Origin of the sequence: Plantibacter sp. H53, assembly GCF_001650455.1 — a bacterium.
Taxonomy (GTDB): domain Bacteria; phylum Actinomycetota; class Actinomycetes; order Actinomycetales; family Microbacteriaceae; genus Plantibacter; species Plantibacter flavus_A.
Window position 1 is genome coordinate 157,364 of sequence record NZ_LWCT01000024.1, and the last position, 22,846, is coordinate 180,209.

Sequence of the window (22,846 nt, forward strand, 5' to 3'; positions counted from 1 at the left end):
GCGGATCGATTGTACCGGGCGGCGATCCCGAGGCTCATCCGAGGCGGTCGACGTCGAGCTCGAACCGGGTCGAGCGCTCCTCGCCGACCGCGAGGCGCACCGAACCGACGCCGTCGGCCGGATCGCCGTACGGTTCGGATGCCGGTTCCAAACCGACGGCGTCACCGGCACCCCACCAGGGGAACCCGCGCTCGCCGCGACGCTCCTGCCAGACGAACACCCGGGGATGGACGGTGACGTCGAAACCGAGTCGCAGCCCGATGCCGCTGGAACGTGACCGGAGTTCGACCGTCCCGGTCGTGACCGGCAGGTCCGCGAACGCGGAGCCCGGTGCCGACACGAGACCGACCGCGCCGCCGTCGACGAGGAGCTCCGCGTCGTCGAACAGCTCGCCCGCGAACGCGGGGTGTTCGACCCACATCAGGCGGGTCGCGGCCGTCCCGACGTTGCGTAGCACGGTGTCGACCGTGACCCGGCCCTCGGTCACGGACACCGTCCTGACGACCCGGACGGGCACCGTGCGCAGCAGCACTTCGGCGAGCACCGTGTCACCGTCCTGCCGCAGCGACCAGGTCCGCCAGGCGGCCTCGCCGTGGAACGGCTGCTCGACGGGAGCCCGCGGATCGGGATCGCCCGCCGACGGCAGCAGCACGTGCCAGCCACCGGCGTAATCACGGTGCCAGAGGGCGCTCGAGGAGGACATGCCCCACTCGGATCCTCCGGCGTCTGCCCATGGCGTCCGGTACAGCAGCTCCAGACCGGGCTCCTCGAGCAGGATCGAGTCGATCCGCGCGCCGAGGGCGACGACCCGGACCCGGAGGCCGTGGGCTCGGATCGTCACGGACGCGGGCTCGGTGGCCGAGGTCACGCTGCGGACGTCCCGTCCTGGAGGCGGATCACGAACAACGCGTCGCCCGGGAACTCGGGCTGCTCGAGGCGGATGCCGCCCGTGCCGTCCTCGCTCACGACCGCGCTCCACGTCGCGGCGTCCTGCCGGCGCGCGTCGAGGTCGTAGACGGCGACCGACGCCACCGAAGCAGGATCGAGTCGACACGTCAGCGCGAATGCCGACGGCGCGTACACGGCGACGAGGTCTTCGTCCACCCGGCCCGCCACGGCGCCCGAGGGTTCGGGGTCGAGGAGTGAGCCGTCCTCACGCAGTTCGGACAGCCCCTCGGCCTCGACGACCCGTCGGAGGAACCCGACGTCGTCCGCTCCGGGGAAGTCGAGTGCGACGGCGGCCGGGAACGGGACGCCGTGGACCGCCTCGGCCGTGAACGCGCTGCCGCGACGGTGCCACGACCACACGCCGTGCGCGCCGTAGCCGAGTCCGGCCGCAGCGCCTGCCACGACACCCGTCCAGCTCGCCCGCCGGACGTCCGCCCGCGAGTGCCTCGCGCGGCCGGCGAACCGACCGAGGCCTTCGTAGCAGGGTTCCAGATCGATGATCGGCCTCGTGACCGCGAGCCCGTCCACGTATCGGGTGAGGGTCTGCGGCAGGGTGTCCCAGTCCTCGTTGTGTCCGGACTGCAGGCCGTGCAGGTCGAGCAGCGGACCGTTCGCGAGGTCTTCCGGCATGCGGGCGGTCGGCGTGCTGTGCCAGGTGACGAGCGCCTCCGGTACCAGGCGGCGGACCTCGGACGCGGCGAGGCTGTAGCGGGCGATGGCCTCATCGGCGTCGAGGTCGTCGTCGCCAGACACGATCCAGATCGGTTCGAACCGTGCGAACCGCTCGACCGAGTCGCGCACGTGGTCGAGCGTCTGCTGCTCATCGAGCACCAGCTGAGGCGTGAGGCCCGCTCCCCAGGTCGCCGGGACGAAGTTGTTCCACAACAGGACCAGCATCGGCGTGAACCCGTGCTCGACCGCCTGCTCGAGGAGCCGGATCGCGCGCGGCCAGTAGTCGGGATCGCCCCCGGCCAGGTCCAGACGCCCGTCGACGACGGCGTAGGGCGAACGGCCACCCTCCGACCGGTCGTGCTCGATCGGCAGCACGCTGATGAGCAGGGCGGTGAAGCCCTGACGGCGCCGACGGACGAGGTAGTCGGACCACTCCTCGTCCGTCGGACCACTGAACGCGGCCCAGACGGTGTCGGCGAGGAGGAACGACGGCAGGCCGTCGCGCAGCAGGGCGCGACGGGAGGGGGAGACGGACCAACGGGGCATGGGTGGGTGCGCTTTCGGAGGGTGACGGGCAGACGGAGGAGAACGGGTGTGAGTGTTCAGGGGGCGATGAGGCCACCGTCGGGGGCGCGCACACCGGCCGCCCAGGCGTCGTGGCCGGAGACACCCGCGGGATACCTGGCGGCCTCGCGCTCGTCCAGGTCCATGCCCCATCCCGGGGCGCCGCTCGGCGTCAGCCAACCGTCGACGATGTCGAGCATGCCCGGGAACACCTCGTGGCAGGCCTCGGAGTACCGGTGGCCCTCCTGGACGCCGAACGCGGGGCTCGAGACGTCGAGGGCGACCGCGGCCGCGACGGCGAACGGCGACGCATCGCCGGGGGAGTGCCAGGCGGTCCGGACGCCCTCGATGTCCGCGAACGTGGCGAGTCGCCGACCGGCGCTCAGGCCTCCGATGTCGGAGAGGTGGCAGCGGATGAAGTCGACGGCGTGGGTGCGGATGAGGCGGGCCGCCTCGGTGAACGACGTCGCCAGCTCGCCGACCGCGAGGGGGACGGGCGACGCGGCGGCCACCTCGGGCAGCCGATCCCAGTGCTCCGGAGCCAGGACGTCCTCCACGAAGAACGGGCGGTACGGCTCGAGCGCCCGGGTGAGGGCGATCGCCTGGCGCGGCGTGAGCCGGGAGTGCACGTCGTGGAGGAGTTCGACCTCGTCGCCCAAGAGCTCGCGCATGCGTTCGAAGAGACGCGGGGTCCGCCGGAGGTACTCCTCCACGCGCCACCCCTGCGGGTGCTTGGCCCAGGTGTACGGGTCGGCGGCCGGCGGTGCTCCGTAGTGGCCGATCCCGGCCTGGCCCGTCTGCACCCGGATGTGCCGGAGGCCCTCGTCCCGCAGTTGCTCGGCGTGGGCCGCCGTGGCCTCGGGGTCGGCACCCTCGGCATGCAGGTACACATCGGCCGCAGCCCGGACCCGGCCACCGAGGAGCTCGTACACGGGCATCCCGGCCCGCTTGCCGGCGATGTCCCACAGGGCCATGTCGATCCCCGAGAGTGCGTTGTTGCCGACGGGCCCTTCGCGCCAGTACGCGGAGAAGCGGATCAACCGCCCGAGGTCCTCGATGTCTCCGGGGTACCGCCCGACGAGGAGCGGCCGGAGGTGGTCGAGGTAGGCGACGACGGCGCGCCAGCGCTGGGTGAAGGTCGCACAGCCGAGACCGTACAGCCCATCGTCGCTCGTGAGCACCTTCACCACGACGAGCGGGATGCCCTCGGGAGCGGTGACCACCGCGCGGACGTCGGTGATGCGCACGTCGTCCCGCGGGATCCACGGCTGGGCGAAGGTGGTCGGGGCGGCATCGGTCATCGGAGGTTCCTCACCGGGGTCTCGGGGTCGGGCTGCGCGACGGCGGTCCCGTCGTGCAGGGATTCGGTCGGGTGGAAGCCGAGGGCCCGCTCCGCGGTCGTCGTGTCGATCAGGGCTGCGGTGTCGGACACCGGCCGGATGATCGGGACACCGGGCGTGTAGCGATCGGCCAGCTCCTGCGTCATGCCGCCGAGCAGCGTGTCCGCGGCGCTCAGGCCGGCGACCAGCACGCCCTCGGTCGACACCTCGAGGCCGCGCAGCACCGCGCGGGTGGCGTCACCCATCGTGAGGTAGGCCCAGCCCTCGCGCGCCATGGCCGCGGGGTCGCGCGCGACCTCCTCGGCGACGTCGCGCAGGACGGACGGCCATTTCACGAGCGGGAAGCGCAGGGCGACCACGTCGATGCCGTGGCGGCGGTGGGCGTAGGCGGCGGTCTGCTCGTCGACCGACTTGGAGAGCGAGTACGCGTCGGCGATGTCCGCGGGGGTGTGCTCGTCCAGCGGGAAGGACGGCGGCCACGTCCCGTGCGGGTTGTTGGGGTACCCGAGCGCGTTGATGCTGCTGGCGATGACCGCTCGCCGCACGCCGCGTCGACCGGCCTGTTCGAGCACGTTGAACGTGGAGTCGGTGTTCACCCGGAACACCTCGTACGGCGTCCCGAGCGAGGGGTGCGGGATGGCGGCGAAGTGGGCGACCGCGTCGACGCCGTCCAGTGCGGCGGCGACGTCGGCCACCGAGGTCGTGTCGCCGACGAACAGCCGGTCGGCGGGGTGTTCCGCGCCGAAGGCGAGCGACAGCGCGGAGACCTCGTAGCCTGCGCGGACCAGCGCGTGGCTGACGGCGCGGCCGATCTCGCCGTCGGCGCCGGTGACCAGGACGCGAGTCATCCCTTCACCCCGCCGGCCATGCTCGCACCGCGGAGGAACTGTCGCTGGAAGACCAGGAACAGCGCCACCGGGATGATGAGCGACAGGAACAGTGCCGCCATCTGGACGCTGAGTTCCGTCTGGGCCGCGAGTCGCGGCAGTGCCACCGACACCGGTTGGAGGTCGGGGTCCGGCAGCACGAGGAGCGGCCACAGGTAGTCCTTCCACGAGGCGACCACGGCGAGCAGTCCGACGACGCCCAGGATCGGACGGGACAGCGGCAGCACGATGCTCCACAGGATCCGCAGCGCGCCGGCTCCGTCGATCCGAGCCGCGTCGTAGAGGTCCGCGGGGATCGATTCGAGGAAGCGGGCGATGATCAGGACGTTGAACGCCGTGGCCGCAGCCGGCAGCCAGACCGCCCACGGCGTGTTCAGCAGGGAGATGCCGACGACCGGCAGCTCGCGGACCGTGAGGTACAGCGGAACGAGCGCGACGATGCCCGGGACGAACAGCGTGGCGAGGATGGCTGCCGAGAACAAGCGGCCCCATCGGGGCCGGAGCACCGTGATGACGAAGGCGGCGCTGGTGGAGACCACGAGGGTCGCGACGGTCGCTCCGAGGGCGAGCACCGCGGTGTTCCAGAGGTAGTGGCCGATCCGCCCGCGTTCCCAGGCGATGCCGATGTTCTCCCACTGCACGACGCCGCTGCTGAAGAACGCGAACGGCTCTCGGATGAGGTCCTGGGTCGGCGACACGGCGGCGAGGGCGAGCCACACGAGTGGACCGAGTCCCGCGACGACGAGGCCGAGGAGGACGACGACCTGTCCCAGGAGCAGTGAGACGCGGACGACGGGTCGACGGCGGTCGGTGTCGGAGATGTTCGACCGTCCGACGGCGTCGCGCTCGGGTCGGTCGGCGCGCTTGGCGCTGCGGGCTAGTGCGGGCGCACTCATGAGGCACTCCAACGGCGGGTGAGACGGGCGTAGACGAGGGCGAAGACCGCGAGGACTGCTGCGAGCAGGACGCTCAGGGCGGTCGCTGCGCCGTAGTCCACGCGCACGAAGGCGTAGTCGTAGATGGTCATCAGCAGGGTCCTGGTGGCACCGAGTGGTCCGCCGCCGGTGAAGAGGAAGGGCTCGGTGAAGATCTGCATCGTGCCGATCACCTGGAGGAGCAGCATCGTGCCGATGATGCCGCGCATCTGCGGCAGGGCGACGTGCCAGACGCGACGCCAGATGCCCGCGCCGTCGAGTTCGGCCGCCTCGTACAGTTCGGCCGGGATGCTCGAGAGGGCGGCGATGTAGATGATGACGGCGGTCCCGGCGCCGGCCCAGGTGGTCTCCAGGACGATCGACGGCATCGCGAGGGTCGGAGCGGTGAGCCACGGTACCGGCCCGATGCCGACGACGCCGAGGACCGCGTTGAAGACGCCGTCCTCGCTCGGTTCGTAGAAGAACTTCCAGAGCAGGATGGCGACGACCGGCGGCACCATGACGGGGAGGTAGGCCAGGGCGCTGAAGTACCAACGGTGGCCGCGCAACTCGGAGATGAACACGGCCAGGGCCAGCGGGACCGGGAAGCCGAAGAGGATCGCGAGACCGGTGTAGAGGAGGGTGTTGAGGGTCGCCTGCGGCAGGTTCGGATCGCTCAGCACGTAGCTGAAGTTCTCCATCCCGACCCAGGTGGACGTCTGCCCGGGCGTGATGTCCTGGACGCTCATCACGAGCGAGGAGAGGATCGGACCCCACGAGAAGTACAGGTAGACGAGGATCGCCGGCAGCGCGATGCCGAGGGCGACGAGACCTGGACGGGCGCGTCGCCATCGTCGTGTCGCCGCGGGCGTGCGCGCGGCCGATGACGGACCCGGCTGCGGTCGCTTGATGGTCTGGAACATGGGGTCCTCCTGGGACCGGGGTGGGCGCGTGGCCCACCCCGGAGGGTGGTCAGCGCGTCAGTCGGCCCTGGACGTCGGTGCTCGCCTGCGAGAGCAGGCTGTCGATGTCTGCGTTCCGGTCCGTCAGCACGGTCTGGATGACGGTGTCGAGCGCGCCGTAGACCTCTTGCGCGTTGTTGACGGGCTCAGCGACGACCGGGATTTCCGCCGAGGCGTCGAGGTAGGGCGTGAAGTTCGCCGACGGCACGTTGATGTAGTCGGCGATCCAGTCGAAGTAGGTGTCGTACGCGTCCTCGTTCACCACCGCGAGGCCGGGGAGGCCGGTGACGGACCCTGCCTCGTTCGAGGCTTTGGCGTCGGCGACGGCGGTGTCCTGGTCGAAGTAGCGCTGCAGATAGAGGAAGCTGATCCACTTCACCGCGGCGGTACGCTCGGCGTCGGTCGCGTTCGGGTTGACGATCTGGACACTGCCGCCGGAGAGGGTGCCGTTCGACCCGCCGTCCTGCGGCATCCCACCGATGCCGAAGTCCTCGGCCGGGAGCTTGAGGTTCTGCACGACGCCGTAGTAGCGGTCGCTGGCACCGATCATCATGCCGATCTTGCCCGCGGCGAAGTCCTGGCCCTGCGAGTCGGCGTCGTACAGGGTGTTCGCGGGCAGGGTGCCGTCCTCGAACTGCATGGTCTGCAGGAGGGCGAGCGCATCGGCCGAGGGCGTGTCGTCGAAGGTGGCCTTCGTGCCGTCCGCGTTCTCGACGGTCCCGCCGAAGGAGTAGGTCATCCCGGTGAACTGCCACCCGCCCGTGTTGGCGGTGGTGAGGACCGAGAAGCCGGCGGCGCCGGTCTTCGCGGTGATCTGCTGCGCGGCCGTGCGGACCTCGTCCCAGGTGGTCGGCGGTGCGTCGGGGTCGAGTCCGGCCGCGGTGAACAGGGCGCGGTTGTACACGAGGCCGAAGGAGTAGGCGTTCGTGGGGACGCCGTAGGCCTTGCCGTCGGCATCGGAGGCGAGTTTCAGGATCGCCGGGTTCAGCGAGTCGAGCAGGCCCTCGGACTTCAGGGTGTCGGTGAGGTCGGCAGCCTGGCCGCGCTTGATGAGCCCCTGGGGTTCGGTGAGGGGGACACTCAGGACGTCCGGGAGGCTGCCGCCGGCCGCGAGGGCCTGGAAGGTCGTCGGGTCGTAAGCGGTCTCGACCGCCTTCACGTCGATGTCGGGGTTGGCCTCCTCGAACGCCGAGACGCGTTCGTCGAAGTACTTGCGATCCTCGGGGCGGTCCGCCGACGGGCGGTCGCCGACCTCGATGGTGGTCTTGCCGTCGGCCGTTTCCGACGATTGCGGCGAACAGCCCGCCGCTGCGACGGCGATGCCGCCGATCACCAGCACAGCCGCTGCTGCGCGGATGCGTCCAGTCATGTGAACTCCTTCGTTCGATGCTCGGGTGAGAGGAAAAGCGATTGCTCTACGGATGTCTAGCAGGTTCGACGGTGGTTCGTCAAAGCGGACTTCCACCTTGATCGTGCTCAATCGCTGCTGCGAAGAGGTGCTTGACAGTGGGCCCGATGGTTCGGCAGGCTTCGTCAGGAAAACCGCTTTCCCCGTCGGACGGGGCACGCTCAACGAGGAGACAGTGATGACCGAACGAACACGACGCCCGTCGCACCCGCGGCGGCTCGCGGCAGCAACGCTGGGGGTCCTCCTCGCGGTCGGCGCCCTGGCGCAACCGACCGCGGCGGTGGCGCAGGAGACGACGATCCCCGTCGAGGATCTCGTGGGCTGGTCGGGTGTCGCGTTCGACGGGACGTCGGTCGCGCCGAGTGCTCCGCGCATCGCCGCCGACGGCCACACGGGTGCGGGCGCCGTCGAGGTCCTCCTGGACACCGGAGCGCGCACGGTGGACGGCTGGGAGATGGCCGTCCGTTCGCTGGACGACGCTCCGCTGGACGCGGTGTCGTTCTGGGTCCGCGCGGAGAACGTGACCACCGTCGGTGTCCAGCTCGTGGACGCGACCGGGCAGACGCACCAGAGCTTCCTCCCGGTCCCCGCGTCCGACGGGTGGCAGGAGCTCACCCTGCAATCGCCCGTGACCGAGCCGAGTCACAGCGCCTGGGGCGGCGCTGGTGACGGGATCTGGCACGGCCCGGCGCGGCAGGTCGGCTTCGTCGTCAACGGGTGGGCTCGGGCGGACACAGCCCAGCCGACCGCCCGCCTGCTCGTCGACGACCTCACCGTCCGGGCCGCGGACGCCCCCTCCGGGTTCGCCCTGACGCCGGGGACGCTCGGCAACCTGTTCACCGAGGGCGATCCGCTCGCCTTTCCCTACACGACCGGTGCCGACACGGTGCGCTGGACCGTCACGGACGGGGACGGACGCGTGGTCGACGAAGGCGAGGAGGACGCCGACGGTGCGCTGGACCTCACCGCACCCGGTCGTGGATGGTTCTCGCTGTCCGTCGAAGGCCTCGCCGCCGGCGAGTCGGTGGGTTCCGCCACCACGACGTTCGCGGTCCTCGCCGAGACCGACGTCGCCGCCACGGCGACCGGGCGGTACGGTGCAGCCACCCACTACGGCCAGGGCTGGGACCCGGCCTCGATGGGCGCCCTCGCGGTCGGCGGTGTCGCGCAGTTCCGCGACGAGGTGTACTGGAGCGAGGTCGAGACGACCCCAGGTGTCTACGACTGGTCGCGCCCGCGAGCCGAGTTCCTCGATGCTGCACGCGATTCCGGCGTCAAACCGCTCCTCCTCGCCGGCTACGGCAACCCGCTCTACGACGGTGGCAACGGACCGGTGAGTGACGAAGCCGTGTCCGCGTACGCCGCGTACGCGGCGGCGATGGCCGACGAGTTCGGCGACATGTCGACGGGCCTCGAGATCTGGAACGAGTGGGACCTCGGGCTCGGTGGCAACACCAACGTCGCCCCGGAGCACTACGTCGACCTCCTCGCCGCGGCGTCCCCCGCCGTGAAGGCGGTCGCCCCCGAGCTGCCGGTCATCGGTCCCGCGGTCGCGAACCTCAACACCGACTGGCTCGAACAGACGTTCCGTCTCGGAGCGCTGCAATACCTGGACGGCATCGTCCTGCACCCCTACAGCTACCCGGTCGGGGCCGAGGCGCTCGACGAGACCCTCAGCCGTGTCGACGCGCTGGTCCGGCAGTACAACGGCGGCGAGTCCATCCCCCTGTGGGTGACCGAGCTCGGCTGGCCGACCGGCACGAACGCCCGAGCCGTCTCCGAGTCGTCGCAGGCGGCCGACATCGCCAAGTCGGCGGTCATCACGGCTATGCACGACGTGCAGCGGACCTTCATCTACGACCTCGTCAACGACGGTGTGGACGCGCAGGAGACCGAGGAGAACTTCGGCCTGCTGCACCACCCGCAGGACCCGCTGGGCGCGTTCACCCCGAAGCCGGCGTTCGTCTCCTACTCCACGGCGGCCGGGCTGCTACTGGACGCGACGGCCACGGGACGGGACACCTCCGTCGCCGATCTCTGGAACGTCTCCTTCGACACGCCCGACGGGCCACTGCATGCGCTCTGGTCGACCTCGGACCGGGCGGTCACCCTCGAGTTGCGCGGGGAGGTCGTGATCACGGACCTGTACGGCGCGTCGCGCACCGTCGCGGCCGGCGACGGCACGAGCATCCTGCTCGAACTGGGGGAGGGCCCGGTGTACGTCCAGGGCGAGGTGGCCGGTGTGACCGCTTCGGAGACCGCGCTGACGCTCGACCCCGCCTACCTGGGGCAGGCGGTCACCGCGAGGTGGACCATGGACAACCGGGCGGGTACCACCGACCGTACCGTCGTGCTCCGCTTCGACGACGGCCAGGAGGCGTCGCAGACGGTCGCCGCCGGGACCACCGGAAGCGTCGTCGTCGAGCTGCCACCGGCGAGCGCGCTCGGAGAGCTGCTCGTCGAGGCCACCCTCCTCGAGGACGACGTCGAGCTCGGGCGCCTCACAGCACGCACCACCGTCGGGGAACCCGTCACGCTCGTCGGCGATCAGGTCGCCCTGGCCGACGGCAGCGCACTCCGCCTGACCGTGGACAACGCCTCGGGCGAGCCGGTCACGATCGACCGACTGACCGTCGACCTCGGCGGTTCCACGCAGACGTTCCTCGACGGGGTGACGGTCGCGGCACACGAGTCGGCGACCGCCGATCTCCCGCTCGCCGGTCTCGCCGGTCGCACGGACTGGAGCGCCGTGGCGCTCGTGGGCGGGCGCGAACTGACAGCGTCGGGTGTCGTCGTGCCCCTCGACCTCGGAACCGCGGTCGACGCCGCGCATCGGACGATCGAGGTGGACGGCGTGCTCGACGACCTCGACGACCTCACGCCGATCGTCCCGGCGGCCACCGGACGTGCCGCTGACGACCAGTCCGCGCGGGCCTGGTACACCTGGGACGAGGACGACCTCTTCCTGTCGGTCGAGGTGACCGACGACGTCCACGACCAGCCGGCGGCCGGCGCGAACATCTGGCAGGGCGACTCGGTGCAGTTCACCGTCGCAGCGGGTGCCCCGGGATCGGCCACCGGATGGCATGAACTCGGGATGGCGCTGACCCCGGCCGGGCCCCAGCTGTACCGGTGGCTCGCGGTGGGCGAGGGTCCCGGAACGGTCGCGGGAGCGCGGGTCGCCGTCGAACGGGACGACGCCGCCGCGACGACCGTGTACGAGGTGGCGGTGCCCTGGGTGCGGCTCACCGGTGTCCGTCCGGACGCGGCACTGCTGAGCAGTGCCTTCATCGTGAACGAGGCCGACGGAGAGGGGCGCGACGGGTACCTCGCTTGGGGCGGTGGCATCGCGGCCGAGAAGGACTCCGCGCAGTTCCTGCCCGTGCGGCTCCTGCCGGCGGCCGGTACCGGTGGTGGCACGGATCCGGGCACCGAGCCCGGGACGGGCACGGGTACCGGCACCTCGGGTGGCTTGGACGGAGGAGCCGCGTCGACGGCCCAGTCCGGGACGCGCGGTCTCGCCGGCACCGGAGTCGACGGCACGGCGATACTCGCGATGCTCGGACTCGGGGCGCTCGCCGCCGGGGCGTTCGTCGTCGCGCGTGGCCGACGCGCGAGTGGCCACCGACCGTGACCGACGGCACGCCTCGCCGTCCCGTCGTCACCGGCCTGCGGGTCGGTCGACGGCGGGACGTCGCCGTCGCCGCGGTCCCCGATCCGTCTGTCTCGTGGACGGTGGAGGCCGAGCCCGGTTGGGTCGGCGCCCGCGCCGTCGTACGACTCGACGGTGTCGAGGAGCGCGAGCTCGGCCCCCACGGGGTGCTCGAGCGCTGGCCGTTCGCACCGCTGGCGCCCGGTTCGGAGCATCGGCTCGATGTCCGTGTCGACGGCGTCGACGGCACCGCGTCGGAGTGGAGTCCGCCGCTCCGCTTCGTCACCCGTTTCCTCGACGCGCCCTGGTCCGAGCCGTTCCTCGCCCACCCCGCCCCGACGCGGGAGGCCGGGCCGTTCGTCCTGCGGCGGGTCGTGACCGTCCCCGCCGACCTCGTGTCGGCGACGCTGTGGAGCACCTCGCACGGCGTCCACCAGGTCTCCATCAACGGCGTCGACGTCGACGACCATGTCCTCAAGCCCGGTTGGACGAGCTACCGGGATCGGCTCACGGTCACGGGAACCGAGGTCGGCGCGCTGCTCACCCCGGGGGCGGAGGACGTCGTGACCGTCCGGGTCGCCGGCGGCTGGTTCACCGAGCGCTACGGCTTCGGCGAGACCGCTCGCCGACACTACGGGGAGCAGCCGGCGGTCTCCCTCCGACTCGAGCTGCGATGCGCGGACGGCCGGATGGTCCGGGTGGGAGGTGACGGCGCGTGGCTCGTCGACCCTGCGCCCGCCCTCGTCCAGAGCGGGCTCTACGCCGGGGAGACCTGGGATCTCCGTCTGGAGGTCGACGGTCGGGGTGACGGGTCCGAGCCGTGGCTCGCCGCGGCGGTGCACCCGTTCCCCGCCGACGTCCAGGTGCAGGCCGCCGACGTCGAGCCGGTGCGCGTCGTCGACGAACGAGCTCCCGTGGCCGTGTGGCCGAACCACGACGGCACGGGGACGATCATCGACTTCGGTCAGAACCTGGTCGGTCGGCTCCGGCTCCGCCTGGACGCACCGGCGGGGACCGAGGTGATCCTCCGGCACGCCGAACTGCTCCAGGACGGTGAGCTGTACACCCGGTCGTTGCGTGCCGCGTCGGCGACCGACCGGTTCGTCGCCGACGGCCGAGGCCCGCGCTGGGTCGAGCCGGAGTTCACCTTCCACGGCTTCCGCTATGCGGAGGTGCGTGGCGTGCCTGAGTCGGTCGGAGCCGACGACGTCCGCGCCGTCGTCCTGCAGTCCGCGCTGCGCCGCACCGGGTGGTTCTCGTCCTCCGACCCGACGCTCGACCGCCTCCACGAGAACGTCGTGTGGAGCGTCCGCGGCAACACGCTCGCGATCCCGACCGATTGCCCGCAGCGGGACGAGCGGCTCGGCTGGACGGGCGACGCGCAGGTCTTCTCGGCAGCCGCGGCGTCGCTGTTCGACGTCGACGCCTGCTTCGCGTCCTGGCTCGACGATCTCGCCCTGGAACAGCGTGCGGCCGGCGGGGTCGTCCCGACCGTCGTGCCGAACCCGCTCGGCTCGTTCAGCGAGGTCGCCGCAGCGGGCTGGGGTGACGCGGTGACCATGGTGCCGGACGTACTCCGCGACCGGTACGGCGATCTGGCGGTGGTGCGCCGCCACGCCGCATCCATGCTCACCTGGGTCGAGGCGTGCGCCGAGCGCGCCGACCCCTCCGGGCTGTGGGAGCGGGGCTTCCAGTACGGCGACTGGCTGGACCCGACGGTGAGCCGTCCGGACAAGGCGCGTACGGATCCCGGCCTCGTCGCCACCGCGTTCCACGTCCATTCCGCGCGCCTCGCGGGAGCCGCGCTCGAGGAGGCCGGGGACCACCGTGGCGCGGAACGGGCGCGGGCACTCGCCGAGCAGACGAGCCGGGCCTTCCGCGACGCCTATCTCACCCCCGCCGGCCGGCTGATGTCCGACACCCCGACCGCCTACGCCCTCGTCCTGGCGTTCGACCTGGCCCCGGTAGGGCGCCGGACCGTCCTCGCCGAACGACTCGCCGCCCTGCTCCGTGCCGGCGGACACCACCTCGCCACCGGGTTCCTCGGGACGCCGTTCGTCCTCGACGCGCTCCTCGACCACGGCCAGGAACGGGCCGCCGAGCGCCTGCTGTTCCAGACCGCCTGCCCGTCGTGGCTGTATCCGGTGACCCAGGGCGCGACGACGGTGTGGGAACGGCCCGACGCCATCCGGCCGGACGGTTCGGTGCATCCCTCCGGGATGGTGTCCCTCAACCACTGCGCGTTCGGTGCCGTGGCCGACGTGCTGCACCGCCGTATCGGGGGCCTCGCGCCCGCCGCACCCGGGTACCGGCGGATCCTCGTGCGACCGTGGTTCCCGGAAGCCCTCCGGCACGCGTCCGTCGTGCACGAGACCCCGTTCGGCCGCGCGGCGGTCGCCTGGGAACGCGTGCCGGACGGTGTGACGGTGTGCGCGACGGTCCCGACCGGGAGCAGCGCCGAGGTCCGCCTTCCCGACCGGCCCGTGTTCGAGGTCGCCTCAGGGACGCATCGATGGACCGTCCTGCTCCCGACCGGCGAACGGCCCGTCGCCCTGGGGGTCGACGACGACCTGGCGCGACTCATCGACCACCGCGGCGTGGGCGCGCTCGTCTCGGCGGTCCTGCGGGAGGCCGAGCCGGCGCTCGCCGAGGAGTTCGACGCCTACATCCGCTGGGTGCCGGGACGGACGCTGCGTGCCGAGCTCGCGGCGGTCGCGGCGCCCCCGGAGGTGGTCGCGCGCATCGACGAGGGACTCTCCTCCCTCGCCGTGCCCCTGCGCTGAGTCCCCGTGCCTTCGGCCAGCGCGGTGCGCTGGCGTGAGCGCGGGTGTGTGGGCGTGGGCGCGGGTCGTGTGCGTGAGCGCGGGTCTCCGGAGGGGCGCGCTCGCGCGTGTGGGGCGCGGTGGCGTCAGCGCACCGCGCCGGCGTCAGGGGGAGAGGGGTCAGCGAGGGCTTCGGAATCGACGGGCGACGAACCACCAGACGAGCATCGACAGGACACCCGCGCCGAGCCCAGCGAGGAGGAGCCCACCGAACGGATCGTCAGCGGGGATGCCGTTCAGCATCCAGACGCCCATCACCAGGGCGGTGATCATGGCGGACGGGGCCAGCCAGCGCACAGCGTCACGCGCCGTGCCAGGCGTGCCCTCGATGCCTCGACTGCGGCGCCGCACCGCGCCGGCGACGCCCAGCACCGCGCCGAGGACCGCGAGCACCGACAGGGTGATCGCCACGAGCCCCGGCCACTGCACCGCCAGCCGAGCGGTCATCGGTGCTCCAGCATCGACGCCCGCAACCGTCCCGGCCGGGAGGTCGAGGACGACACCGAGGTCGTCGCCACGGACGTCGAGCGGCCATCCGCCGTCGTCATCAGGTGTGAGCTCGATGGTCGCCGTCTCGCGACCGGAACCGCCCTCGGACGCCGCGGGACGCCAAGCGCCTGCCTCGGTTGGGGTCCACCCGGCGTCGACGGCGTCGTCGAGGAGGTCGTCGCCGGCGGTGAAGCTGAGCCGGAACGGTCCCTGCGCGACGTCCTCGTCCCAGGCGACGCCGCTCGTCCAGCCGTCGAGGAGCGCGACCCAGCTGACCCGGTCGATGTCCTGGCCGTCGACGGTCGCGACGACGGCCGGCCTCGTGGACGTCGTCTCGATCACGACGTCGTGCAGACCGGTGCGCACGTCCTCGAAGGTCGTCCGGAGCAGCAGCCGCCCGTCCTCGAGTTCCGTCGTGAACGGCGCGTCCTCGCCGTCGATCGTCACTCCGTCGACCGTGAGGCCCAGGTCCTGACCGTCGACGACCGCGGGCCACTCGCGCACCACCTGACCGGGCACCGCACCCTCGTCGGAGAAGTCCACGCCGAGGCGTTCGGTGACGCGCAGTCGCGCACCGTCGCCGTCGGTCCTCGTGAGCTCCGCGTCGAGGTCGGCTGTCGCGATCGTCGTGAGGGTCGATCCGGGGATGTCACCCGTGTAGGAACGGGGTGTCTCGGGCTCCAGGGACGGAGCCGGGAGGACGCTCACCGCGACGATCGCGCCGACGACGAGGAGCACGGCGAGCACCCGGACGGCGATCCGCGGACCGGTCAGGAAGCCCGCTGTCGACCCGTCGGCGCGCGATGCGCGATCGGCCGCGGCCGCCGGCATCGTGACCTCCGGCGCGATCAGGGCCGCCACCCGCCGGCCGGTCGCCCGGGGCGGGGCGCCGAGCACGGCGTAGGGCAGGAGCCTGTCGCGCAGGCTGGCGCGATCGAGCAGCTGCGTCCGCTCGGCGAACACGCGAATGCCGAGCAGGTGCTGCTTGAGGAGCGCCCCCTTGCGGGTGAGTGGCCGGGCGGTCAGGGCGATCGCGAGCACGATGACGGCGAAGACGGTCGAGAGGACGACGAAGGCGAGCGGCCACCACACCACTGCGAGCACGGCCTGGTGGGAGAGCTGCCGGACGATGCCCCACTGGAGGATGGTCAGCGCGATCGGTGCGGCGATGAACCAGTCGCGGACGAAGCCCGTCGGCACACGACGCAGGCCGTCGCGCACCTGCCCGGCGCGTTCCGGCCCGGCCAGGTACCGACGCAGGGCCCGGGGTCGGTCGCCCAGCCGGCCGGACCGCTTGGCGGCGCCCGCCGCCGCGACGAGACGCGCCTGTCGCTTCGCCTGCTGCTTCGTGCCGCTGATCGCGGCGTCCTTGAGCCGTTCGGCGAGCTCCATCGTCGCCGGCGATCGGAGGAGGTGCGCCGCGGTGCGGGGCGAGATGCCGTCCGGCGGTTCCGACTGCGCGAGGTACCACGGACGTCCCCGGGCATCACCCCACGCGACCGCACGGGCCGCGAACGACAGCAGAAGCGTCGCCGCGAGGACGAGCATCGGCAGGACGGGTCCGAAGGTCTGGACCCAGAAGATCCAGGACTGCGGCGGCATCGTGATCGAGCCCGCCGCGAACGGCATGGTGAAGCGCGCCTGCGCATGCGGCGGGGCCGCGTCGTCGCTCGTGAAGGCGTAGGCCACCTCGCCGGGTGGGGCGTCCGGCTCCGGGGTCAGCCACTGCCCGGCGCCCACGAGGGTCCACGCGAGCGAGCCTCGGGGCTGCCGGACGAGACGGTCGTCGAGTTCCTGCGGGATGGTCACCCGGACGTCGAGCTTCGCCACGGCCTGCTGCAGATCGGGGCCGAACACGTCCCAGCGAAGGAGGTCGACCGGTCGCCCGGTCGCCGGATCGGTGTCGACGTACGCGAGATCGGAGAGCTGGTACCGGATGACGAGTTCGTGATCGCCCGTGAGCTGCTCGCCGGGGTCGACGACGAGGCGAAGGAAGACCGCGGCGCGTTCCCTGCGAACGTCCTGCTCCACGCCGTCCAGCGTCACCGAGATCATGGACGGGTCGAGGGCGTGCCCTTGGTACTCGGTGGCGAGCACCCGCTCGATGGTGCGGTCGTCGAGGTCCGTCGGGAAGAACGCATCGATGCGCTCTTCGACGTCGGTGACGAGTCGGCCGTCCTCACCGGTGGTCACGCGGTAGTCGGCCGCGAAGGAACGGGCGATCCACGTGTCGGTGACGTCGGACGCCTCCTCGGTGAGGTCGTCGAGGGTGAGGGGAGGGTTGATGACCGGGCCGACCAGGAGGATGAGCCCGCCGATGGCGACGAGCCCCCAGAGCTGCCGCAGGCCCCTGCGGAGGCGGGAGCCGCCACGTGACTGCAACCACCGCTCGACCCGCAGCAGCCAGGCGGACAGGACGGTCCACAACGGCGTGTGCCGTGGTGTGGGGTCCGGGATGCGGAGGTCGGGTTCGTCGAGGGCCGACTCGCTCACGCTGTCAGATCCCCGCACCCGTCGAGTGTACGGGGCGGGGCCGCCTGGCCGCCCGCTCGTCAGTCACCCTGGCGGAGCGCGTGCTGGGCCTCCTGCATCGCCTCGTCGAAGTCCAGTTCGGGGTCGTGGAGGATCCGGGCGGTCGCGCGAGCGTGCGCACGGGCCGCTCGCTCGAACGCCTCGGATGCGGCCGTCTGTTCGACGGGCTCGAGCGAGGGCTCGCCGATCGTGGTGAACGCACGAGTGAGGCTGAGTTGCACCTCGCGGTCGCCGCGGCCGAACTGTTTCGTCAGCAGCTCGGCGAGCGCCGGCGCCTCCCGCTCGGGGACGACCCCGGCAGCGGTGCGCCACGCGGCACGGGCGACCTGATCCTCCTCGTCCTCGAGCAACGCGAGGGTGATGGCCGACCAGGTGCGTGGGTCTCCGGTCTTGGAGAGGGTGTGCAGCGCCTGGCTGCGTGCCTGTGGGAAGACCGACCCGAGTTCCTCCATCAGGCGAGGGACGGTCACCTCGGGGTCGTGCCGGACGAGTGCCCAGGTGAGCATGTCGCGCACGAAGAAGTCGGGCTCGACGGCGCAGCGGTCGACGAGCACCTCGATGTAGGCGGTCCTCGGGGTGGTGCCCGCGGCGAGTGCGGCCTGCAGTCGGTCCGAGGGGACGGGTGCACGGAGGGCGATCGCCAGACCGTTCGCTGCAGCGGCGTCGTACTCCTGGCTCATCGAGCGACCTCCCAGAGCTGTGTCGGTTCGATTCCAGCCTAGGTGCGGGAGCCCGCCCGAGGTCCCTCAAGTGGGCTCCCGCACGTCAGCTCGCAGCCGGTCCAGAGGTCGCGATCTCGTCGGGCCGCACGGCCGCCACACCGGCGACCTGCGCACCGGGACCGCTGCGCGAGCGGGCGAGGACGTCGTTCAGGTTGGCCACCACCCAGGGGTCGCCGTCCGCGTCAGGGAGCCGCAACGCTGCACTCCCCGAGGCGAACAGCCGCACGACCTTCACCTCGCCGGGCAGCATGGTGAAGAACCCTTCGGCGTCGCAGGACACGGCCCCGGCGCGGTCTGGCTGGATGAGGACGTCCTTGACGAGCGAGGTTGCGGTGAGTCGGTACTCGTCGTGGTCGTCGAAGCGGGTCACGGCCACGTCCAGGGCCCCCGGGATGAGCTCGAAGTCCCGATCCTCCACGCCGTACCACCAGGCGCGCTGACCGGAGCTCGCCGCCTCGACCACCGCGAACTCCCGTTTCGGATGGGTCCAGCTCGTGAGCCTCGCCGGCAGGTCGACGATCGCGACGCTGTTCGCCTCGACGGTGACGGGGAGCGTGTGACGGTCCAGGGCGGTGCCGGACAGGCTCATCCGCCGGACGACGAACTCGTCCGACCACGGCTCGAGCGTCTGGTTCGCGACGACGAGCACCGGGCGTCCGTCCCGTGGCTGCACGCTGATCGTCCGAGGCGCGAAGGACTGCTGGAGCGCTGTGTACATCGGCTTCGGCCGCCCCGCCGAATCGATCACCGACCAGGACACCGCGGGCCAGCAGTCGTTCAACTGCCACAGCACGGCTCCCGCGGTGTCGGGCCACCTCGAGCGCCAGTGGTCGATCGCCGTCTGGTTCGCGCGGCACTGGTTGAGGCTCGCGAGGAAGTGCCAGCTCGCCAGATCCGCCGCACCGCCGAAGTGGCGCTCGATCGATTCGCCGATGAGCGCGTTCCCGTTGACCATCCGCTGACGGTGCGTGAACTCCGGGGCCTCGGGTGACGCGGGAACGCCGCCGATCGCGTCGACCAGGGTGGTCCAGGTGGCCGGCCCCTGGTTGCCGAACTCGGACACGTAGCGCGGCGCGGTGTTCCGGTAGGCGAGGTAGTCGTCCTTCGTCCACGCGTGGACGCTGCCGTACCGCGGGTCGTTGGGATGCCGTTCCTCGGAACCGGACCACGGGCTGCCCGCCGTGTACGGCCGGAACGGGTCGAGCTCGGCCACGAGCCGGGGCAGGAGGTCGAGGTAGTACCCGCGGCCCCACGTCCGATCGCCGATGAGCGGCTTCCAGTTCCAGTTCTCGTGCCCGAGGAAGTTCTCGTTGTTGCCGTTCCAGACCACGATCGACGGGTGCGGCGACAGCCGGTCCAGGTTGTCCCTGACCTCGGCCTCGACCTCACCGGCGAGGGGATCCTCCTCGGGGTACGCGGCGCAGGCGAAGAGGAAGTCCTGCCAGACGAGCAGCCCCAGCTCGTCGCAGCGCTCGTAGAAGTGCCGGTCCTCGAAGACGCCGCCACCCCACACCCGGACGAGGTCGACGTTGGCCGCGCGGGCTTGCCCGAGGCGCTCGTCGAGCTGATCAGGGGTGACGCGCGCCAGGAGGAGGTCGTCGGGGATCCAGTTCACCCCGCGCGCAAACAGCGGTACGTCGTTCACGACGAGGGTGAACGCGCGCCCGTGATCGTCCTCGGTCTCGTCGATGCGGACCGAGCGGAACCCGATCCGGTGGTGCCGTTCGTCGAGCAGACGGTCACCATCCCACAGCCGGAAGGTCAGCTCGGACAGACGCGGTTCGCCGTAGCCGTGTGGCCACCAGACGGCCGGCTCGTCGATGTGGATCGTCTCGCGCAACTCGTCGACGTCGATCCGCAGCGTGCGGGTGGTGCGTCGTCCGTCGGACGTCACCGTGATCTCCGCGTCCAATGGCCGGCCGGCGCCGGACGAGGTCCGTTCGAGCTCGACGGCGAGTTCCACGACACCGACGCCGCCCGTCAGCGTCGTCTGCGGGCGGAACCCCGAGATGCGGGCGGTGGACCAGGCCTCGAGCCGGGGTTCTCGCCAGATACCCGCCGTCGCCAGGACCGGTCCCCAGTCCCAGCCGTAACTGCAGGCCATCTTACGGACGTACTGGAAGGTCGTTCCGGTCGCGTTCGGCAGTGCCGGCGCCAGCTCCCGCGCGGCCGCGTCCGAGAACTCCTGCGCCGACGCGAAGTCCACCGTGAGCTCGCGGTCGTCGGGACCGATGAGGTCGGTGACGTCGAATCGGTACCGCCGATGCATGTTGCGGGTCCTGCCGACGACCGTGTCGCCCACGGTGATCGTGGCGAGGGTGTCGAGCCCGTCGAACACGAGGTCGACCCGCTCGGCGTCGGTTGTCAGCGCCAACGGGCGACGGTAACGCCACGATCGCCGTCCGACCCAGAGGGCGTCGATCTCGTGCAGGCCGAGCAGCGGGTCGTCGATCAGCCCGTTGGCGAGAAGGTCCTGGTGGACGCTTCCCGGGACGACCGCGGGGACTGGAGCGACCTCGTCCCGTCGCGGGTGCTTCCCGACCTCGAGCAGCCAGTGATCTCGCAGCGGGACGGTGTCCACGGATGCCTCCAGATTGCTTAAAAATTAAGTAAACAGGTCTACTGCCCCTTCATTGCTTGGGACAACGAGCTTAAACGTATCATTGACTTCGCCGATCCGGCACGGTAGCGTCTCGTTCCCGAGAGGCGTCTCGACCCGCGACGCCCCGACCCCCATGGCAAGGAAGCACATGAAGAGCACACGCAGCGTTGCTGTCGCCCTCACCACAGCGGCGATCCTCGGCGCCTCACTCACCGCGTGCAGCGGCGGCGGAGCCGAGATCGACCCCAAGACGGTGACCGTCCTGTCCAACGTGTCCAAGAACACCGCGAGCGGTAGGGCGTTCTTCGCCCTCTTCGACCAGTTCAAGCAGGACACCGGGATCTCCGTCGAGGTCATCGAGCAGGGCGACGACACGAACCAGGTGTACGAGACCACGCTCGCCGGTGGCCGCGAGGCACAACTCGTCCTCACCAACCGCTACCAGAATCTCGACTGGTTGCAGAACGGGAGCGTCGTCGACGCCAAGCCGTACGCCGACGAGTGGGGCATCACCGACAGGCTCAAGCCGGACGCGGTCGACGCCTGGTCCGACGCCGACGGCGGGCTCATGGGCATCCCGCTGAACGGCTACACGTGGCCGGTCATGTACAACACCGAGATGCTCCAGCAAGCGGGCTTCGACGCACCACCCACGACGACGGACGAGCTCCTGCAGCTCGCGAGCGCCCTGCGGGTGAAGGGAATCACGCCCTGGGCGATCGGTGGCTCCGACTGGAGCGGCGAGAAACTCTTCGCGCAGATCGCGCAGACGCACGTCAGTGCCGACGAGGCCGCCCAGCTCTTCACGAAGGGCGGCTGGTGTGACTCCGACGCGGCCAAGCAGGGCATCGACGACTTCGTCGCACTCCGCGACGGCGGCGTCTTCGTCGACAAGGCGGAGGGGTACACCGTGGACCTCGCCCAGACCGACTTCTACACCGGCAAGGCGGCGATCTACTCCGACGCCTCATGGGGCTTCGGCAACGTCCCCGAGGAGATCAAGCCGAACGTCGTCATCGGCGGAGTACCGGTGCCGGCCGACTCCGATTTCACCGGCCCCTCCTACTACTCGGAGTTCGGGAGCGGGCTCTGGATCAGCCCGAACGGTGAGAAGAACCTCGACGCCGTCGGCAAGCTCGTCGCCTTCCTGCTCTCCGACGAGGCACAGGAGCGGCTCGTCGCAGAGGCCTCGCTCGTCTCACCCCTGACGACCGACTTCTCCGCGGCCGCGACCGACCCGCTCCTGCAGCAGGCGCTCGGGCTGAGCGACACCGGCCAGCGTGCCGTCCTGCCGGACGACCACGTCGCCGACACCGCCACCACCACCTGGGCGAAGGCGACCGCAGGAGCCTACGCGGAGTCGGCGAGCACCTCGGACATCTGCGCGGCCCTCGACGCCGCGCTCGCCGAATGACCCGCGTGATGCCTGGCACCACCCCCTCGGTCCGGCCTTCCCGGCCGGACCGAGGGCTCACCATCCTCGGGATGCCGGCCCTCGTCTGGTACCTCTTCTTCATGATCGCGCCGATCATCGCGATGTTCGGCATCAGCTTCCTGCGCTGGCCGAAGATCATCGCGCCGAGCGAGGTCATCGGCTTCGACAACTACGCGGCGCTCGTGCAGGATCCGACGTTCTGGGCGGCAGCCGGCAACACCGCCGTGCAGCTGATCGTCGTGATCCCGGTGATGATCCCGCTGGCGTTCATGCTCGCCTATTATCTGCAGCAGAGTCCCCGCGGGCACCAGTTCCTGTCGATCATCTTCTTCACGCCCGGGCTCATCTCCCTGTCGGTGAAGGCCATGATGTTCTTCGCCATCCTGGCCCCCAACGGCGCACTCAACGGGTTCCTCAGCGGCATCGGAGCGGACGCCGCCACCACGGCGTGGCTCGCCGACCCGAAGACGGCACTCGCGTGCATCATCGCCATCGACCTGTGGAACGGGATCGGGTACACGGCCATCCTGATGAACGCGCGACTCGCGGGCGTCCCCCGGGAGGTCTACGAAGCGGCGGCCCTCGACGGTGCCGGGCACTGGAAGATGATGTGGCGCATCGCGTACCCGATCACGAAGGACTACGTCGGCACGATGGTGATGCTTCAGTTCATCTGGACGCTCTTCAACTCGGCCCCCGTGGTGTTGCTCTTGACGCAGGGCGGGCCGGGAACCGCCTCGACCACGCTGTCCTACTTCGTCTACGACCTCGCCTTCCAGTCGAGCCAGGTGGGATACAGCCAGGCCGCCTCGGTCGTGCTCTTCCTCGTCGGGCTCGTCGGGATGCTCGTCATCCGTCGCACCATCCGAGCGAACTACTGAACGGACCCCGACTGTG

At 71.1% G+C, this 22,846-nt stretch carries 14 protein-coding genes; 4 read left to right on the plus strand and 10 right to left on the minus strand.

The window, feature by feature from the left end; all coding sequences use genetic code 11:
- Positions 1-34 precede the first annotated feature (34 nt).
- Genes A4X17_RS12165 through A4X17_RS12195 form a run of 7 tightly spaced genes read right to left on the minus strand, consistent with a single transcriptional unit; the run spans position 35 to position 7,656 of the window.
- On the minus strand, positions 35-868 hold the full coding sequence (locus A4X17_RS12165; protein ID WP_064295929.1) for a hypothetical protein: 834 nt from the start codon (positions 866-868) through the stop codon (positions 35-37).
- A complete protein-coding gene (locus A4X17_RS12170; protein WP_064295930.1) occupies positions 865-2,166 on the minus strand; it encodes a DUF4038 domain-containing protein in 1,302 nt (433 codons plus the stop codon). The genes A4X17_RS12165 and A4X17_RS12170 overlap by 4 nt, the downstream gene beginning before the upstream one ends.
- 56 nt (positions 2,167-2,222) lie before the next feature.
- The gene (locus A4X17_RS12175) at positions 2,223-3,485 is read right to left on the minus strand and encodes an enolase C-terminal domain-like protein (protein ID WP_064295931.1); all 1,263 of its coding nucleotides are present in this window, start codon (positions 3,483-3,485) and stop codon (positions 2,223-2,225) included.
- Positions 3,482-4,372, minus strand: coding sequence for an NAD(P)-dependent oxidoreductase (locus A4X17_RS12180; RefSeq protein WP_064295932.1), 891 nt, complete (start codon positions 4,370-4,372; stop codon positions 3,482-3,484). Before A4X17_RS12180 ends, A4X17_RS12175 begins: the two co-directional genes overlap by 4 nt.
- On the minus strand, positions 4,369-5,307 hold the full coding sequence (locus A4X17_RS12185) for a carbohydrate ABC transporter permease (RefSeq protein ID WP_064295933.1): 939 nt from the start codon (positions 5,305-5,307) through the stop codon (positions 4,369-4,371). Before A4X17_RS12185 ends, A4X17_RS12180 begins: the two co-directional genes overlap by 4 nt.
- Positions 5,304-6,248, minus strand: coding sequence for a carbohydrate ABC transporter permease (locus A4X17_RS12190; protein ID WP_064295934.1), 945 nt, complete (start codon positions 6,246-6,248; stop codon positions 5,304-5,306). The genes A4X17_RS12185 and A4X17_RS12190 overlap by 4 nt, the downstream gene beginning before the upstream one ends.
- Before the next feature lie 49 nt (positions 6,249-6,297).
- Positions 6,298-7,656 (minus strand): extracellular solute-binding protein, encoded by a 1,359-nt coding sequence (locus A4X17_RS12195; RefSeq protein WP_064295935.1) that lies wholly within the window; start codon positions 7,654-7,656, stop codon positions 6,298-6,300.
- A gap of 217 nt (positions 7,657-7,873) precedes the next feature.
- Between A4X17_RS12195 and A4X17_RS12200 the strand changes: the two genes are divergently transcribed.
- Entirely contained in the window at positions 7,874-11,329 is a 3,456-nt protein-coding gene (locus A4X17_RS12200) for a sugar-binding protein (protein ID WP_064295936.1), read from the plus strand.
- Entirely contained in the window at positions 11,326-14,130 is a 2,805-nt protein-coding gene (locus A4X17_RS12205) for an alpha-L-rhamnosidase (protein WP_157583488.1), read from the plus strand. The genes A4X17_RS12200 and A4X17_RS12205 overlap by 4 nt, the downstream gene beginning before the upstream one ends.
- Before the next feature lie 159 nt (positions 14,131-14,289).
- Here A4X17_RS12205 and A4X17_RS12210 read toward each other — a convergent pair whose 3' ends face one another.
- From A4X17_RS12210 to A4X17_RS12220, 3 genes are all read right to left on the minus strand, one after another.
- The gene (locus tag A4X17_RS12210) at positions 14,290-17,169 is read right to left on the minus strand and encodes a hypothetical protein (RefSeq protein ID WP_157583490.1); all 2,880 of its coding nucleotides are present in this window, start codon (positions 17,167-17,169) and stop codon (positions 14,290-14,292) included.
- Positions 17,170-17,210: 41 nt separating this feature from the next.
- A complete protein-coding gene (locus tag A4X17_RS12215; protein WP_064295938.1) occupies positions 17,211-17,870 on the minus strand; it encodes a HEAT repeat domain-containing protein in 660 nt (219 codons plus the stop codon).
- 85 nt (positions 17,871-17,955) lie between these two features.
- Entirely contained in the window at positions 17,956-20,493 is a 2,538-nt protein-coding gene (locus A4X17_RS12220; RefSeq protein ID WP_064295939.1) for a hypothetical protein, read from the minus strand.
- A gap of 169 nt (positions 20,494-20,662) precedes the next feature.
- Between A4X17_RS12220 and A4X17_RS12225 the strand changes: the two genes are divergently transcribed.
- Entirely contained in the window at positions 20,663-21,928 is a 1,266-nt protein-coding gene (locus A4X17_RS12225; protein WP_064295940.1) for an ABC transporter substrate-binding protein, read from the plus strand.
- 8 nt (positions 21,929-21,936) lie between these two features.
- Positions 21,937-22,830 carry a carbohydrate ABC transporter permease gene (locus A4X17_RS12230; protein ID WP_197479073.1) on the plus strand — a complete coding sequence of 298 codons (894 nt, stop codon included), beginning with the start codon at positions 21,937-21,939 and terminating at the stop codon, positions 22,828-22,830.
- The last annotated feature ends 16 nt before the right edge of the window (positions 22,831-22,846 follow it).

What these genes read in the sequence shown, in the direction of transcription:
- A4X17_RS12170 (WP_064295930.1), bottom strand. Translation starts at nt 2,166, where the DNA reads ATGCCCCGTTGGTCCGTCTCCCCCTCCCGTCGCGCCCTGCTGCGCGAC.
- A4X17_RS12175 (WP_064295931.1), bottom strand. Translation starts at nt 3,485, where the DNA reads ATGACCGATGCCGCCCCGACCACCTTCGCCCAGCCGTGGATCCCGCGG.
- A4X17_RS12180 (WP_064295932.1), bottom strand. Translation starts at nt 4,372, where the DNA reads ATGACTCGCGTCCTGGTCACCGGCGCCGACGGCGAGATCGGCCGCGCC.
- A4X17_RS12185 (WP_064295933.1), bottom strand. Translation starts at nt 5,307, where the DNA reads ATGAGTGCGCCCGCACTAGCCCGCAGCGCCAAGCGCGCCGACCGACCC.
- A4X17_RS12190 (WP_064295934.1), bottom strand. Translation starts at nt 6,248, where the DNA reads ATGTTCCAGACCATCAAGCGACCGCAGCCGGGTCCGTCATCGGCCGCG.
- A4X17_RS12195 (WP_064295935.1), bottom strand. Translation starts at nt 7,656, where the DNA reads ATGACTGGACGCATCCGCGCAGCAGCGGCTGTGCTGGTGATCGGCGGC.
- A4X17_RS12200 (WP_064295936.1), top strand. Translation starts at nt 7,874, where the DNA reads ATGACCGAACGAACACGACGCCCGTCGCACCCGCGGCGGCTCGCGGCA.
- A4X17_RS12215 (WP_064295938.1), bottom strand. Translation starts at nt 17,870, where the DNA reads ATGAGCCAGGAGTACGACGCCGCTGCAGCGAACGGTCTGGCGATCGCC.
- A4X17_RS12225 (WP_064295940.1), top strand. Translation starts at nt 20,663, where the DNA reads ATGAAGAGCACACGCAGCGTTGCTGTCGCCCTCACCACAGCGGCGATC.
- A4X17_RS12230 (WP_197479073.1), top strand. Translation starts at nt 21,937, where the DNA reads ATGCCTGGCACCACCCCCTCGGTCCGGCCTTCCCGGCCGGACCGAGGG.